This is a genomic window from Rhizobium hidalgonense, from assembly GCF_005862185.2.
Taxonomy (GTDB): domain Bacteria; phylum Pseudomonadota; class Alphaproteobacteria; order Rhizobiales; family Rhizobiaceae; genus Rhizobium; species Rhizobium hidalgonense.
Window position 1 is genome coordinate 2,046,752 of sequence record NZ_CP054027.1, and the last position, 15,014, is coordinate 2,061,765.

Annotated in this window: 13 protein-coding genes and 2 pseudogenes; 10 read left to right on the plus strand and 5 right to left on the minus strand. The window is 61.9% G+C overall.

What is annotated here, in order from left to right; translation table 11 throughout:
• Positions 1-7: 7 nt before the first annotated feature.
• From FFM81_RS09710 to FFM81_RS09720, 3 genes and pseudogenes are all read right to left on the minus strand, one after another.
• A complete protein-coding gene (locus FFM81_RS09710; protein WP_025416285.1) occupies positions 8-634 on the minus strand; it encodes a glutathione S-transferase family protein in 627 nt (208 codons plus the stop codon).
• Positions 635-694: 60 nt separating this feature from the next.
• Positions 695-1,139, minus strand: a pseudogene (locus tag FFM81_RS09715) (GNAT family N-acetyltransferase).
• Between the two features lie 71 nt (positions 1,140-1,210).
• Positions 1,211-2,421, minus strand: a pseudogene (locus tag FFM81_RS09720) (NADP-dependent isocitrate dehydrogenase).
• Between the two features lie 188 nt (positions 2,422-2,609).
• Between FFM81_RS09720 and FFM81_RS09725 the strand changes: the two are divergent.
• The 10 genes from FFM81_RS09725 to FFM81_RS09770 all read left to right on the plus strand — a co-directional run bounded on the left by FFM81_RS09725 (position 2,610) and on the right by FFM81_RS09770 (position 13,071).
• The gene (locus FFM81_RS09725) at positions 2,610-3,137 is read left to right on the plus strand and encodes a hypothetical protein (protein WP_003568984.1); all 528 of its coding nucleotides are present in this window, start codon (positions 2,610-2,612) and stop codon (positions 3,135-3,137) included.
• A 121-nt stretch (positions 3,138-3,258) separates the two neighbouring features.
• Entirely contained in the window at positions 3,259-5,298 is a 2,040-nt protein-coding gene (locus tag FFM81_RS09730; RefSeq protein WP_173883772.1) for an FUSC family protein, read from the plus strand.
• Between the two features lie 4 nt (positions 5,299-5,302).
• Complete coding sequence (locus tag FFM81_RS09735; RefSeq protein WP_025416281.1) at positions 5,303-6,133, plus strand: RNA methyltransferase; 831 nt, start codon at positions 5,303-5,305, stop codon at positions 6,131-6,133.
• Positions 6,114-6,914: a glutamate racemase gene (gene murI / locus FFM81_RS09740; RefSeq protein WP_003568979.1), complete on the plus strand. Its 801-nt coding sequence runs from the start codon at positions 6,114-6,116 to the stop codon at positions 6,912-6,914. Before FFM81_RS09735 ends, murI begins: the two co-directional genes overlap by 20 nt.
• A 128-nt stretch (positions 6,915-7,042) precedes the next feature.
• On the plus strand, positions 7,043-8,554 hold the full coding sequence (locus FFM81_RS09745) for a helicase HerA domain-containing protein (protein WP_138384228.1): 1,512 nt from the start codon (positions 7,043-7,045) through the stop codon (positions 8,552-8,554).
• A 225-nt stretch (positions 8,555-8,779) separates the two neighbouring features.
• Positions 8,780-9,397 (plus strand): 30S ribosomal protein S4, encoded by a 618-nt coding sequence (gene rpsD, locus FFM81_RS09750; RefSeq protein ID WP_003568975.1) that lies wholly within the window; start codon positions 8,780-8,782, stop codon positions 9,395-9,397.
• 72 nt (positions 9,398-9,469) lie between these two features.
• Positions 9,470-10,399: a glutaminase gene (locus FFM81_RS09755; RefSeq protein WP_025416280.1), complete on the plus strand. Its 930-nt coding sequence runs from the start codon at positions 9,470-9,472 to the stop codon at positions 10,397-10,399.
• A gap of 58 nt (positions 10,400-10,457) precedes the next feature.
• Entirely contained in the window at positions 10,458-11,330 is an 873-nt protein-coding gene (gene ttcA, locus FFM81_RS09760; protein ID WP_003568972.1) for a tRNA 2-thiocytidine(32) synthetase TtcA, read from the plus strand.
• 46 nt (positions 11,331-11,376) lie between these two features.
• Entirely contained in the window at positions 11,377-12,204 is an 828-nt protein-coding gene (locus FFM81_RS09765; protein ID WP_138384229.1) for an inositol monophosphatase family protein, read from the plus strand.
• A 42-nt stretch (positions 12,205-12,246) separates the two neighbouring features.
• Positions 12,247-13,071, plus strand: coding sequence for an inositol monophosphatase family protein (locus tag FFM81_RS09770; RefSeq protein WP_138384230.1), 825 nt, complete (start codon positions 12,247-12,249; stop codon positions 13,069-13,071).
• A gap of 94 nt (positions 13,072-13,165) precedes the next feature.
• Here the strand turns inward: FFM81_RS09770 and FFM81_RS09775 are convergent, their stop codons facing one another.
• Both FFM81_RS09775 and FFM81_RS09780 read right to left on the minus strand, forming a co-directional pair.
• A complete protein-coding gene (locus FFM81_RS09775; protein WP_138384231.1) occupies positions 13,166-13,642 on the minus strand; it encodes a GNAT family N-acetyltransferase in 477 nt (158 codons plus the stop codon).
• A 66-nt stretch (positions 13,643-13,708) separates the two neighbouring features.
• Positions 13,709-14,989 (minus strand): multidrug effflux MFS transporter, encoded by a 1,281-nt coding sequence (locus FFM81_RS09780; protein WP_138384232.1) that lies wholly within the window; start codon positions 14,987-14,989, stop codon positions 13,709-13,711.
• Positions 14,990-15,014 lie beyond the last annotated feature (25 nt).

Consider the following 15,014-nt stretch of genomic DNA (forward strand, 5'->3'; position numbering starts at 1 on the left):
TGACGTCTCAAGCGGCCTGCATCGTCTTGCCGGCCTCGTCGTCCAGTGCATTGGCGCGCTTGTAGGCCTCACGTTCGCTGATGCGGCCGAAATAATCGACGAAGGCCTGGCGTTTTTCGATGCTGCCGAAGCCAAGACCCCAGCCGACATGCGAGCCGACATAGACGTCGGCGGCGGTGAAGCGTTCGCCGGCGACATAGGTCGAGCCGGAGACGGCCATTTCGAGTGTGTTCATGACGTCGCCGAAACCGCCGCAACCGGCCATGCGCAGGCGCTCCGTCGGAATTTCGAAGCCGAGCGACCTCATCGTCACTGCCGATTCCAGCGGACCGGCGGCGAAGAACATCCAGCGGTAATAGGCGGCGCGCTCTTCCGGTTTGGGGGCCAGCCCCTTTTCCGGGAAGGTCTCGGCGAGATAGGCGCAGATCGCCGCGCATTCGGTGACGATGGTATCGCCGTGGCGGATTGCCGGCACCTTGCCCATCGGATTGACCCGTAGATATTCCGGCGCCTTCATACCTTCACCGAAAGTCAGAAGTTCGGTGCGATAGGCATGGCCGATCTCCTCCAGCATCCAGCGCGCGATGCGGCCGCGCGACATGGGGTTGGTGTAGAATACGAGTTCTTCGGTCATGACATCCTCCTTGTTTCCCGGAATCAATAGTGCGGACTGGCGTTTGTGCAACCCTGCTGCTTAAAGCGCCTTGCGGTATTGGATGAAACCAGAGCGTTCGGCGATCTTGTCGTAGAGGCGCCGGGCGGTGGCATTGCTTTCATGGGTCATCCAGTACAGCCTGCCGGCGCCCGTTTGCCGTGCAAGCCCGGCGACGGCCTCGATGAGCGCGGCTCCGGTGCCGAGCCCGCGTTGGCTGTTTTCGACATAGAGATCCTGCAGGTAGCAGGTCCATTGCGGCAGCCAGCAAGAGCGATGGAAGATCGCGTGTACGATCCCCACCAGGCGCCCGCCTTCATCGAAAGCGCCGAGCGCATGCATCGGTTCATCGGCATCATGGAAGCGCGCCCAGGTGAGATCCGTCGTTTCGGCGGGGATCACCACTTCGTAGAAACGCTGGTAGGCTGCCCATAAGGGTTCCCAGGTGGCGCGGTCAGAGTTGGAGCGGGCGCACGGTCGCCGTCATTTACAATTCTCCCAAAACGAAAAACGGCGGGGATTTCCCCGCCGTTTCAATGCTATTCCGAAAAGCCCCGATTACGCCATGGCCTTCTGCAGGTTCTGGTCGATCTTGTCGAGGAAGGCGGTGGTCGAGAGCCACGGCTGATCCGGACCGATGAGCAGCGCCAGATCCTTGGTCATGAAGCCGGATTCGACGGTGTCGACGCAGACCTTTTCCAGCGTCGAAGCGAAGCGGGCAAGCTCGGCATTGTCGTCGAGCTTGGCGCGGTGCGCGAGGCCACGGGTCAGGCGAAGATCGAAGCGATCGAGTTCGTCGAGGTTTCCTGGCCCTTCTGATGCTGGCGGTAGTGGCGGGTGACCGTGCCGTGGGCGGCTTCGGCTTCGACCGTCTTGCCGTCTGGCGTCAGCAGAACCGAGGTCATCAGGCCGAGCGAGCCGAAGCCCTGGGCGACCGTATCGGACTGGACGTCGCCGTCATAGTTCTTGCAAGCCCAGACGTAGCCGCCCGACCACTTGAGCGCCGAGGCGACCATGTCGTCGATCAGGCGGTGTTCGTAGGTGATGCCGGCTTCCTTGAACTGATCCTTGAATTCGGTCTCGTAGACTTCTTCGAAGATATCCTTGAAGCGGCCGTCATAGGCCTTGAGAATGGTGTTCTTGGTCGACAGATAGACCGGCCACTTGCGCATCAGGCCGTACATCATCGAAGCGCGGGCGAATTCGCGGATCGACTCGTCGAGGTTGTACATCGCCATGGCGACGCCGGAACCCGGCGCGTTGAAGACTTCCTTTTCGATGACGGTGCCGTCTTCGCCGACGAACTTGATGGTCAGCTTGCCCTTGCCGGGGAATTTGAAGTCGGTGGCGCGATACTGGTCGCCGAAGGCGTGACGGCCGACAACGATCGGCTGGGTCCAGCCGGGAACCAGGCGCGGCACGTTCTTGCAAATGATCGGCTCGCGGAAAATGACGCCGCCGAGAATGTTGCGGATCGTGCCGTTCGGGCTCTTCCACATTTCCTTGAGGTTGAATTCCTTGACACGGGCTTCATCGGGCGTGATCGTCGCGCATTTGATGCCGACGCCGTACTTCTTGATGGCGTTGGCGGCATCGACGGTCACTTGGTCGTTGGTGGCGTCGCGATTTTCGACGGAGAGGTCGAAATAGTCGATGTCGAGGTCGAGATACGGATGGATCAGCTTGTCCTTGATAAGCTGCCAGATGATGCGCGTCATTTCATCGCCGTCGAGATCGGCGACGGGATTGGCGACCTTGATCTTGTTCATGTATCTGCCTCGTTCGAGCTTGAATGGGGACGGGGGTCCCGGGTGGGTGACGTGATGAGGAGCGCTATAGCATTGTGAACCGGGAACGCAAAGCTGCAACGGGTTCGAGCATGCGTTTTTGCCGGCATTGCCAAGCGCGGAAATCTGGCTAGTGTCCGCCTTGATTTGCCCGCCCGGAACATTCGACCATGAAGACAATCGCCCTTGTTATCGCAAGCCTTATCGCCTTTTCAGGTGCCGTCCATGCGGCCGATGCCACGGCGCCCGTGAAGGAGATCATGGACGCGACCAGGAGCAACTGGGCCGACAATAGCGGCGACTGGAGCGACATCTTCGATGCAAGCCGTCTCACGCGCCTCTACAGCAAGGATTTCGTCGCCAAGTATCAGGCCGCCGCGCAATTTCCCGCGGTCGATGACGATGGCATATCGCCGTTCGACTACGATGTCATCGTCAACGGTCAGGATGCATGCCCACTGGAGGATCTAACGATGGCGGCCGCGCCTGCGGTCAACGGGACGGCTGAGGTGACTGTGCGCTTCAAGAAATCGGCCTGCTCGGAAGCGCCCGATGCCAAGGACTATACGACCGTCCGTTTCGAGGTGATCGAAGAAGGCGGTACATCTGTCATCGACGATGTCGTCACCGAGAATATCGAAACGCAGGGCCGAGATTCACTGAAGGCGACGATGGCGCTGATTGCCAAGGGCCAATAGGCGCGCGACATTTGATCTATAGCGGAAAATCGATGCCGGGCTATTGTTCCGACCGGTTCTCCGATGGTTTGATTTGCGTTTTGCGGCGATATCTGTCGATCCTTCCGCGGCATGAGGGCTCTTGCATTTGTTTTCCGGTTTTCAGCTTCGTGACTGGCTGCTTGCCAACGATCCGGCGCTTTCGCGTCTGCGCATGGCCTCGCGGGTGACACTGGCGATCGTCCTCTCGTTCCTGATCCTGCTTGCCATCCATACTCTTGTTCTGCCGCTGCCGACTGCGGCTTTCGGCCTCGGCATCGTGCTGTCGATCGAAGGCGGAATTGCCGCGCGCGATAAGGGAAATGCGCGCCAGTTGGTGACGCGGCTCCTCGGTTGTGTCGCAAGCCTTGCCATCGTCGCTGTCGCGGCCGGGCTCGAGGATAGCCGTTTTCTCTCCGATCTCGTCTTCCTGGTGGTGATCGCGCTTGCATCGGCGGGACGGGTGTTCGGGCCGCGCGGTTTTGCCATCGGCATGTTCGCCTTCACCTCCTATTTCATGGGCGCCTATTTCCGGCCTTCGCTGGCCGATCTGCCGGAGGTGGCGATCGGCCCCGTCGTCTCGGTGCTGGTCGGTCATCTGGTGAGGGCGGTGATCCTGCCCGACGATTGGCGGCGCGACCTGCTGCGCTCGCTCGAAAGCGTCAGGGGCCGGATCAACCAGATCCTCTTCAAGCTCGCCGCCATCGCCGGCAGAGCCGAGGTTGGTGACGCCGACCGGCAGGAACTGCGCCAGCTGGAAGACCGGCTGAAGGAGGTGGTGCTGATGGCGGAGACCTTCATTCCGCGCCCGCCGGCCGGCGTCTTCGACGGTGCCGCTGAACCTGCAGCCGAGCTGGCGATCCGGCTCTTCGATGCACATCTTGCCGCCGAGAGCGCCATCGTGCTGAGTTTCCAGAGCCCGCCGCCTTTTGCGCTCGTTCACGCCGTGATCGAGGCCGATAGGGCCGAGCTTGCCACCTATGACGGGATGGCGGAATCAATCCGGGATCAGCCGCAGAGCGAGACAGTGCGGGCACTGCTCTGGCTTGGCGAGGCGCGGCAGCAACTGACGCAGGCGATCGACGAGGGGCAGGCCTCCAGCTTTTCCGGCATCGATACGATCAGCGAGACGGGGCAATCCCAGCCGATCGACTTTTCATTCGGCAATCCGCTGCTGCGCTCGGCGCTGCAGATCACGCTCGCCTCGGCAATCGCTATGGGCTTCGGCCTGCTCTTGTCGCGCGAGCGCTGGTTCTGGGCCGTGCTCGCCTCTTTCCTCGTCTTCACCAACACCAATTCGCGCGGCGATACGGCGATGAAGGCGCTGTCGCGCTCGCTCGGCACCGTGTTCGGCATCGCCTTTGGTCTTGGGCTGGCGACGCTGATTTCCGGTGAACAGGCGATCGCCATTCCGGTCGCCGTCGTCTGCATCTTCCTCGCCTTTTATTTCCTGCAGGTCTCTTACGCGACGATGACCTTCTTCATCTCGATTGTGCTCTGCCTGGTCTACGGCATGACCGGCGTGCTGACACTCGAGCTGTTGAAGCTGCGGATCGGCGAAACCGTGATCGGCGCGGTAGCCGGAACGGCAGTCGCCTTCATCGTCTTTCCCACACGTACGCGCGGCGCGCTCGATGCCGCACTCGCCCGCTGGTTCCAGGCGCTGCGCGATCTGCTTGGGGCGCTTGGCGAGGGCAAGAGCAGTTTCGAGCTGATCGCGCTGTCGCAGAAGATCGATGCCTGTTACCGCGATGTGACGGTTGCGGCGCGGCCACTCGGCTCCTCCTGGTCGGTGGTGACGCGGCCCGGCCAGATCCGGCAGACGCTGGCGATCTTCCTGTCCTGTACATACTGGGCGCGAATCCTGGCGAAGAGCTACGAAGCGTCTGATGCTGGCGACAATCTGAAAACGCTGATTGCAGCAGATCAGGCGCTGATCGATACGGCAGCTCCGCGCGGCTCGACGTGTTTCCTGATCGAGCGCAAGGCATCGCGGACGACAGGGCGACATCTGCCGGTGTCCCGAGACGGCGCCAGGCTGGGGCTCGAAATGATCGGTTCGGCGCTGGAAAGGCTTTATCCGCAGGCCGATGTCTTGCCGTTTGCTGCCGGCGAGGCTATTGCGCGCTCAAAACAGGGATAGGACCATGGCAGGCACGAACAGCGAACGTCAACTTCTGGCCGAGGGGCCGGCCATCATTCTGGTCGAGCCGCAGATGGGCGAGAATATCGGCATGGTGGCGCGGGCCATGGCGAATTTCGGCCTTGCCGAACTGCGCCTTGTCAATCCCCGCGATGGCTGGCCGAATGAAAAGGCGCTGGCGACCGCTTCCAAGGCCGATCATGTGATCGAGGCCACGAAGGTCTACGACACGCTGGAGCAGGCGGTGGCCGATCTCAACTTCGTCTATGCGACGACGGCGCGCGAGCGCGACGGTTATAAGCCGGTGCGTTCTCCCGTCATCGCCGCCGAGACGCTCCGGGCAAAATTCCGGGCGGGCGAGGGCACCGGCATTCTTTTCGGGCGCGAGCGCTGGGGGCTGACCAACGAGGAAGTGGCGCTTGCAGACGAGATCGTCACCTTTCCCGTCAACCCGGCCTTTGCCTCGCTGAACATCGCCCAGGCCGTGCTGCTGATGTCCTATGAATGGATGAAATCCGGCATGGAAGATGTCGGCGCCGTGCCGTTCCAGGCAATGGGGCAGACGCCCTCGACCAAGGAACAGCTCTTCGGCCTGTTCGACCAGCTGGAAGAAGCGCTCGATGCGCGCGGATATTTCCATCCTGCCGGGAAAAAGCCGAAAATGGTCGACAATCTCCGTGCCGTTCTATCCCGCCGGGCTTTCACGGAGCAGGAAATCAGCGTGTTGCGCGGCGTCATCTCCTCCCTCGACCGCTTCTCGCGCAAGAGCCCGCGCGGCGGCAGGTTCCCGAAACCGGCCAAGGAAACACCACCAGATGACAGCGACGACGCGTGAGCTGAAACCCATCCTCCTCTTCGATTCCGGCATCGGGGGGCTGACCGTGCTGCGCGAGGCGCGCGTCCTGATGCCGGAGCGAGGCTTCATCTATGTCGCCGACGATGCCGGATTTCCCTATGGCGGCTGGGAGGAGCAGGCACTGAAAGAGCGGATCATCGGGCTCTTCGGCAAGCTGCTGATGGATTATGATCCCGAAGTCTGCATCATCGCCTGCAATACCGCCTTCACGCTCGTCGGCGCCGATCTGCGCTCCGCTTTTCCGCAGATGACCTTCGTCGGCACCGTGCCGGCGATCAAACCGGCGGCGGAGCGCACGCGATCGGGCCTGGTTTCGGTGCTGGCGACCCCGGGCACGGTGAAGCGGGCCTATACACGCGATCTCATCCAGTCCTTTGCGCAGCAATGCCATGTCCGCCTCGTCGGCTCGGAGAACCTTGCGCGCATGGCCGAGGCCTATATTCGCGGCGATGCCGTCTCCGATGAGGCCGTGCTCGCCGAAATCGACCAGTGCTTCGTCGATAAGGACGGTCAGAAAACCGATATCGTCGTACTCGCTTGCACGCATTATCCTTTCATGGCCAATCTTTTCCGCCGGCTTGCCCCATGGCCGGTAGACTGGCTGGATCCTGCCGAAGCGATTGCGCGGCGCGCCCGCACACTGGTGCCGCTGGTTGCCGATGCCGTCCATCCGGATAATTTCGACTTTGCGGTCTTCACCTCCGGCCAGCAGGATTTCGCCACACGGCGGCTGATGCAGGGATTCGGCTTAAAGGCATAAGCGGAAATTGTCCTGTGGGTTGGCGAAATCCGACCCTGAAAATCACTAGATTCTTTGATAGACGGGGCCTTGCCGTTTCGGAAGAATGGCGGTTCGTTCATTGAGTCTCTTCGCCGCGAGGATCAGCATTGCAGGTTGGCATCGATATGGGATTGGCGTCCGGCAGCCCGGCGACGCTCGATATCGAGGAGCTGCTGGCGACGCGCCTGCTCGTGCAGGGCAATTCCGGGTCGGGCAAGTCGCATCTCCTGCGCCGCCTGCTCGAGCAATCCGCGCAATGGGTGCAGCAGGTCATCATCGATCCCGAGGGCGATTTCGTCACTCTCAGCGACAGGTTCGGCCATGTCGTCGTCGATGGTGAGCGCACCGAGGCGGAATTGGCGGGTATTGCCAATCGCATCCGCCAGCATCGCGTTTCCTGCGTGCTGACGCTCGAAGGCCTCGATATCGAGCAGCAGATGCGCGCCGCCGCCGCCTTCCTCAACGGCATGTTCGATGCCGATCGCGAGTATTGGTATCCGGTTCTCGTCGTCGTCGACGAGGCGCAGATGTTTGCACCGTCGGTCGGCGGCGACGTCTCGGAAGATGCGCGCAAGATGTCGCTCGGCGCGATGACCAACCTGATGTGCCGCGGCCGCAAACGTGGGCTTGCCGGGGTGATCGCGACGCAGCGGCTTGCCAAGCTCGCCAAGAATGTCGCGGCCGAGGCCTCGAACTTCCTGATGGGCCGCACCTTTCTCGATATCGACATGGCGCGTGCCGCCGACCTGCTCGGCATGGATCGGCGCCAGGCCGAGATGTTCCGGGACCTGAAGCGCGGCAATTTCGTTGCCCTTGGCCCTGCGCTGTCGCGCCGGCCGCTGCCGATCCAGATCGGCGCGGTGGAGACCTCGGCGCGCTCTTCCAGCCCGAAGCTGATGCCGCTGCCGGATGCGCCACAGGATGTCGAGGATCTGATCTTCACGCCCGACCCGGAGGAGTTCCAGCGTCCGCTGGTGCGCCGCGCGCCGCCGGCGCCGCGGCCGACCACCGATATACTGGCGGAGCTCTCGCGCTCGACACCGGCGGCATCACCGGCACCGGTCGAGGCGAGGGCGAGCCCGGTGGAGATCTCCACCGAGGAGCGAGAGGAGCGCCTTGCCGGCGTGCTTGCCGAAATCCTCGACGATCCCACCTCCGCTTTCCGCACCGATTCGGTGCTCTACCAGGATTTTCTCGTGCGGCTGCGCATGCGCCGCGTGCCGGGACCGCCGATCGCGCTGCCGGATTTCCGCCGGCGTGTGGCGATCTCCCGCTCGGGCGTCGATGCCGCGACAGCCGCGACCGACGCGTGGGCGACGGCGCTGTCGCTGTCGTCTGGGGTTACCGACGACCTGCAGGGCGTCTTCCTGATGCTCGCCAAGGCTGCCGCCTGCGGTGAGGCGTGCCCATCGGACGCCCGCATTGCCCGCGCCTACGGCACCCACTCCGCCCGCCGTGCGCGGCGCCTGCTCGGCTATTTCGAGGAGCAAGGGATCGTCGTCGTGCATACGGATTTCTCCGGCAAGCGCATTGTGGCTTTCCCCGACATGAACTGCCAGACGGCGCCGGGCGATGCCAACGCGCCCGACACGGGCGACCAGCCGCTGGCGGCGGAATAGTGGCGCTTTCAATCTTTGCCGCTGTTGACATTTTCATGACGGCCCTCTAAAGACCGCGCCAAGCACCGGGCAGCAATGTCCGGTGTTTCATTTGACATGTCCCGTGGATGGTTCCAGTTCGCGTAACCGGAATATCCTGTCAGATTTCGGAAGAGATCAGAGGAGGGCGTGTTTCCTTCGTGCGGTTTGGTAACAAATCGCCATAAACTTTTGAAAGGAAATGCGATGAGCAAGCGCGAATCGTCCAAGTACAAAATCGACCGCCGTATGGGCGAAAACATCTGGGGCCGTCCGAAGTCTCCGGTAAACCGCCGCGAATACGGCCCGGGCCAGCACGGCCAGCGCCGCAAGGGCAAGCTTTCGGACTTCGGCGTGCAGCTGCGCGCCAAGCAGAAGCTCAAGGGTTATTATGGCGACCTGCGCGAAAAGCAGTTCCGCGCGATCTTCGCCGAAGCCTCTCGCCGCAAGGGCGACACCTCGGAAAACCTGATCGGTCTTCTGGAATCTCGCCTCGACGCGATCGTCTATCGCGCCAAGTTCGTTCCGACGGTCTTTGCTGCCCGTCAGTTCGTCAACCATGGCCACGTCACTGTCAACGGCGTACGCGTCAACATCGGTTCTTATCGCTGCAAGGCCGGGGATGTTATCGAAGTTCGCGAGAAGTCGAAGCAGCTGGTGACCGTTCTGGAGGCCGTCAGCCTCGCCGAGCGCGACGTTCCGGATTATATCGAAGCCGATCACCACAAGATGGTCGCTACCTTCGGCCGCGTCCCGACGCTCAGCGACGTTCCGTTCCCGGTCGTCATGGAACCGCAGCTGGTTGTCGAATTCTATTCGCGTTAAGAAAAACCAGGCGTTTTCGCTTATGGAAAAGCCGCTCTTTCGGGCGGCTTTTTTGTTATTCGGAGAGAAGCGATGACGGATTTGCAGGCGACCCTCGATAGCATCTACAGCGATATCCTGCCGCGGGTCGGCGAGGGCAAGGTCGCCGACTATATTCCCGAGCTCGCCAAGGTCGATCCACGGCAGTTCGGCATGGCGATCGTTACCGTCGACGGCAAGGTCTATCGTGTCGGCGATGCCGGTATCGCCTTCTCGATCCAGAGCATATCCAAAGTCTTCATGTTGACGCTGGCGCTCGGCAAGGTCGGTGAGAGCCTGTGGAAGCGCGTCGGGCGCGAACCATCGGGATCGGCGTTCAACTCGATCGTCCAGCTCGAGCATGAGAGCGGCATCCCGCGCAATCCCTTCATCAATGCCGGCGCGATCGCTGTTTCCGACGTCGTCATGGCCGGTCATGCGCCGCGCGAGGCGATCGGCGAATTGCTGCGCTTCGTGCGTTATCTCGCCGATGACGAATCGATCACCATCGACGACAAGGTGGCGCGCTCGGAAACGCAGACGGGATACCGCAATGTCGCGCTTGCCAACTTCATGCGCGCCTACCGCAATCTCGACCATCCCGTCGATCACGTGCTCGGCGTCTATTTTCATCAATGCGCGCTCGCGATGAGCTGCGAGCAGCTGGCCCGCGCCGGGTTGTTCCTGGCGGCACGCGGCAGCAATCCGATGACCGGTCATTCGGTGGTGTCGCCGAAGCGGGCGCGGCGCATCAATGCGTTGATGCTGACCTGTGGCCATTATGACGGCTCTGGTGATTTTGCCTACCATGTCGGCCTGCCCGGCAAGAGCGGCGTCGGCGGCGGCATCTTCGCGGTGGCGCCCGGCATTGCCTCGATCGCGGTGTGGTCGCCGGGGCTCAACAAGGTCGGCAATTCGCAGCTCGGCGCTGTGGCGCTTGAGATGCTTGCGGCACGCACCGGCTGGTCGGTTTTCGGCGATTGACACTGTGTTGGCGCACGACTTTCTGTTAAGGCAGGCAGACCTTCGATAGGACGAAGCAATGAATATCGCAGCCAATATCGCGGACGACCTGGAAGCCGGCGAAGCCGACAGCGGCATCGGCCATGCGCTGTTTGCCGATGCGCCGCGCTCGGTCTCCTTCAATAAGCTGCGCAAGCGGCTGCTCAGGCAAGTGCGCCAGGCCTTCGACGATTTCGACATGCTGAAGGGACAGAAGCGCTGGCTGGTCGGCCTTTCCGGCGGCAAGGATTCCTACGGGCTGCTGGCGCTGCTGCTCGACCTGCAGTGGCGCGGCCTGCTGCCGGTCGAGTTGATCGCCTGTAATCTCGATCAGGGCCAGCCGAACTTTCCGAAGCACGTGCTCCCGAACTACCTGACGAAGATCGGCGTCCGGCACCGGATCGAATATCGGGATACCTATTCGATCGTGAAGGAGAAGGTGCCGGAAGGCGCGACCTATTGCTCGCTGTGTTCGCGGCTGCGCCGTGGCAATCTCTACCGCGTCGCCCGGGAAGAGGGCTGCGATGCGCTGGTGCTTGGCCATCACCGCGAGGACATTCTCGAAACCTTCTTCATGAATTTCTTCCACGGCGGGCGGCTTGCTTCCATGCCGGCGAAGCTTCTGAACGACGAGGGCGACCTGATGGTGCTGCGGCCGCTCGCCTATGCCGCCGAGGACGATCTCGCGAAGTTCGCCGCCGCCATGCAGTTCCCGATCATCCCCTGCGATCTCTGCGGTTCGCAGGACGGGCTGCAGCGCAATGCGATGAAGGATATGCTCGCCGATATCGAGCGACGCATGCCGGGGCGCAAGGACACGATGCTGCGGGCGCTTTCGCATGTGAACCCGTCGCATCTGCTCGATCCAAAACTTTTCGACTTTTCCAGCCTTGGTGTCGCCGATCCTTCATGAGAGGCTGGCTATGCAGGCTGATCATTGCATCAAGGACAAATTTCGCATGACTATTTCTGACACGGACATTCTTTTCCTCGGCGAATGCGTCAGGGAGGCGGCGCGCATCGAAATCATGCCGCGTTTTCGCAATCTCGGCGCTGCCGATGTCTCGGAAAAAACTTCGGCGATCGATGTCGTGACGCAGGCGGATTTGCTCGCCGAACATAGGATCACGGCGGCACTGAAAGAGCGCTTTCCAGCAGCATTGGTCGTCGGCGAGGAGGCCTATGACGCCGACAAGTCGGTAGTGTCGGCACTTGCCGATGCCGAGCTTGCCTTCGTCATCGATCCCGTCGACGGCACGTTCAATTTCGCCGCCGGGTTTCCGGTTTTCGGGACGATGCTCGCGGTGACCGTCAAGGGCGAGACGGTCGCCGGCATCATTTACGATCCGGTTCTCGGAGACACGGTCACGGCGATCAAGGGGGCGGGCGCCTTCCTGACGCGATGGGACGGGCAATCGAGCAGGCTGAAGGTGGCTGAGCCTGCCGCCTTGAACCAGATGGTCGGTGGCTTCTCATGGGGGCATATGGAAGATCCGGATCGCTCGCGCATCTCAGCCAACATGGCAAAGGCCCGAATGACCTTCGCCTTTAATTGCTCGGCTTACGAATATTGGATGGCCGCTTCCGGCAAGATGCATTTCATCGGCCATGCGAAACTGATGCCCTGGGATCATCTGGCCGGCGTGCTCGCTCATCAGGAGGCCGGCGGCCATACGGCCAAATTCGACGGAACGCCCTATCGCCCGGGCGAGACAACGGGTGGCATCATCTCAGCGCCCGACAAGGAAAGTTGGCAGCTGATCCGCCGCGAGATCGTCGGCATCTGATTTGAGGCCCTCCCCAAAAGGACCGGACCGAAAGGATTTGACATGACTGCGACCGTCAACGTGACCGTTCTTGCCGATCTCTTGCGCCGTGCAGCGAAGGCGGAAATCCTGCCGCGCTTCCGCCGGCTCGGCCAGGACGAGGTGCGTGCCAAGAGCGAGGCGACCGATCTCGTCACCGAGGCCGATGAGCAGGCCGAACGGATGATCAAGGCGGAAGCGGAGCGGCTCTGGCCCGGGGCGCTGTTCGTCGGCGAAGAATCGGTCGCAGCCGAGCCTGATTTGCTCGGCAGGCTCGCAGATGCCGATCTCGCCATCGTCGTCGATCCGGTCGACGGCACCTTCAATTTCGCTGCCGGTATCCCGGCCTTCGGCGTGATGGCCTCGGTCATATCAGGCGGCGAGACCGTTGCCGGGATCATCTACGATCCGATGGGCGACGACTGGGTCATGGCGGAAAAGGGTGGCGGCGCCTGGCTGCGGCGGCCGGATGGCGAAGCGCGGCGGTTGCGCGCGGCCGAGCCTGTCGCGCTCGACCAGATGGTCGGTATGGCCTCGACAGGCTACCTGCCGCAGGAGAAACGGGCTGAAATTCTCGGCAATCTCGCCAAGGTGCGCTTCCTCACCAACTACCGCTGCGCGGCTCATGAATACCGCACCCTTGCGGGCGGCCATGTGCATTACCTGATGTACAACAAGCTGATGCCTTGGGATCACCTGGCCGGCACGCTGATCGCGCAGGAGGCCGGCGCCCATGCCGCCCGTTTCGACGGTTCTCCCTACCTGCCGCACCATCTCGATGGCGGGCTCCTGGTTGCGCCCGACAAGGCCTCGTGGGAGGTGCTGCGCCGTGAGGTCGTCACGATCTGAACCCTGAAAAGTCGGCCGCAGAACACTGATCTTGCGGCCGTATCCTGCGACGGGGGAATGGGGGTCTCGGGCGTCTGTTATAGGCCGTTGATGCTTAGTCCGCGTAGAGCTTTTCCATGAGGAAGTTTTCCAGGCTTTGCCCGCGTTTCTCGACGGTTTGTCTTGATATCACGCGGAAACCCTTGCGCTCGAAAAACGGCCGCGCGGTTCGGCTGGCTTCCGTATATATTCGCCTGAATCCGAGCGTCCGAGCTTCCTCCTCGACCCGGCTCAACAGGCTGCTTGCGACACCAAGCCCCTGAAATTCAGGGTGGACGAACATCATGTCCAAACATCCGTCGGCTGTCAGATCGGAAAAGCCCACCGGCTCTCCGTCGATTTCCGCCATCCAGACGGGCCTGCTGATCCTGCGCTCCGCCCATAGGCCGCGATCTTCCACCTTTGCCCAAGCCTCGACCTTAGCGGGCGAATAATCTTTCGATGAGACCTCCCGGATGGCGCGCAGAAAAATATCGATTGTCGCGTCCGCGTCAGCTGGCGCGTAGGGCCTGGTCAGAATTCGATCATCCAATGCCTTTGCCCCTTAGATCGAGAACACCTTTGCACCGGCCAGAGCTACGCGGCTGACAGGATTGTCTCAGAAGTGGGCAGCCCCCGGATCGAGCTGCGGGCTGTCGCCGGGATGGGTAAAGAGCTTGCCGTTTTCTGCCCAAAGCGTGGCTGCGATCGTCAGCAGACCAAAAATCGCAAAGCCGGCGAAGAGCGGCTGCACAGTGCCGTTGAACATCTGGCCGACCAGGCCGCCGAGGATGGTGCCGAAGGTCGTCGAGACGAAGCCGGTGATGGCGGTCGCCGTGCCGGCGAGATTGCCCATCGGCTCGAGGCTGATGGCGGTGAAATTGGTGGCGATCAGCGCAAACATCATCAGCACGACGGTGAAAATGCCGTAGGCGATGGCGAAATCCGGCTTGCCGGCCAGCGAATAGAAAAAACCGACAGCCGAGAGCGCCGTGAAGATCAGCAGGGCGGCGTGCGAGATGCGGCGCATGCCGAATGTGCGGACGAAGAAGCCGTTGGCGAAATTGGCGACCGCGATGCCGCCGGCGGTGGCCGCAAAGGCGATCGGCAGCCAGTCGCCAAGGCCATAAACCTCGCCGAAGACCTGCTGCACCGAGATCACATAGGCGCTAATGACGCCGGTGAACATGGTGAGCCCGATCATGTAGCCGCAGGTGATGCGGTTGGTGAGCACGGTCTTGAAGCCATCGACGACAGAGCCGACCGACAGCGGCAGCCGCTCTTCCGGCGGCAACGATTCCTTCAGCCGCAGAAGCGCCCAGACGAACAGGATGGTAGCGATGACGCCGAGCAGAATAAAGATCCAATGCCAGTTGGCATAGGTGATGATCAGTTGGCCGACGGAGGGGGCCACGATCGGCACGATCATGAAGACGATCATGACATAAGACATGACACGGGCCATTTCGCGGCCGCCGAAGCAGTCGCGCACGATCGCCATGGTGGTGATGCGCACCGCCGCGCCGCCGACACCCTGGATGAAGCGCATGACGAGCAGCATTTCGAAGCTTCCGGTTGCTGCGGCGGCAAACATGCCGATCACGTAGCAGACGAGACCGCCGAGCAGGATGTTACGGCGGCCGAACGTATCCGAAAGACTGCCGAAGAATATCTGCGAGACGCCGAAGCCCAGGAGGAACACGCCGATGATCAGCTGCGCGTCGTTGGTATTGGTGACGCCAAGGGAATGGCCGATATTGGGCAATGCCGGCAACATGCTGTCGATGGCCATGGCGACGCTGGCGGTCATGATGGCGATGGTGACGACGAATTCGCCAAAGCCCATGCCGATGCGGCGGGAGCCCTGGTTTTCCTGGTGCGGTTTATGCGGCGGCGTCATGTGGTGAAATCCCGGATGCGGAGGA

Excerpts from the sequence above, each read along its gene's own strand:
- FFM81_RS09710 (WP_025416285.1), bottom strand. The coding sequence starts at position 634 with ATGACCGAAGAACTCGTATTCTACACCAACCCCATGTCGCGCGGCCGC.
- FFM81_RS09725 (WP_003568984.1), top strand. The coding sequence starts at position 2,610 with ATGAAGACAATCGCCCTTGTTATCGCAAGCCTTATCGCCTTTTCAGGT.
- FFM81_RS09735 (WP_025416281.1), top strand. The coding sequence starts at position 5,303 with ATGGCAGGCACGAACAGCGAACGTCAACTTCTGGCCGAGGGGCCGGCC.
- murI (WP_003568979.1), top strand. The coding sequence starts at position 6,114 with ATGACAGCGACGACGCGTGAGCTGAAACCCATCCTCCTCTTCGATTCC.
- rpsD (WP_003568975.1), top strand. The coding sequence starts at position 8,780 with ATGAGCAAGCGCGAATCGTCCAAGTACAAAATCGACCGCCGTATGGGC.
- FFM81_RS09755 (WP_025416280.1), top strand. The coding sequence starts at position 9,470 with ATGACGGATTTGCAGGCGACCCTCGATAGCATCTACAGCGATATCCTG.
- ttcA (WP_003568972.1), top strand. The coding sequence starts at position 10,458 with ATGAATATCGCAGCCAATATCGCGGACGACCTGGAAGCCGGCGAAGCC.
- FFM81_RS09765 (WP_138384229.1), top strand. The coding sequence starts at position 11,377 with ATGACTATTTCTGACACGGACATTCTTTTCCTCGGCGAATGCGTCAGG.
- FFM81_RS09770 (WP_138384230.1), top strand. The coding sequence starts at position 12,247 with ATGACTGCGACCGTCAACGTGACCGTTCTTGCCGATCTCTTGCGCCGT.
- FFM81_RS09780 (WP_138384232.1), bottom strand. The coding sequence starts at position 14,989 with ATGACGCCGCCGCATAAACCGCACCAGGAAAACCAGGGCTCCCGCCGC.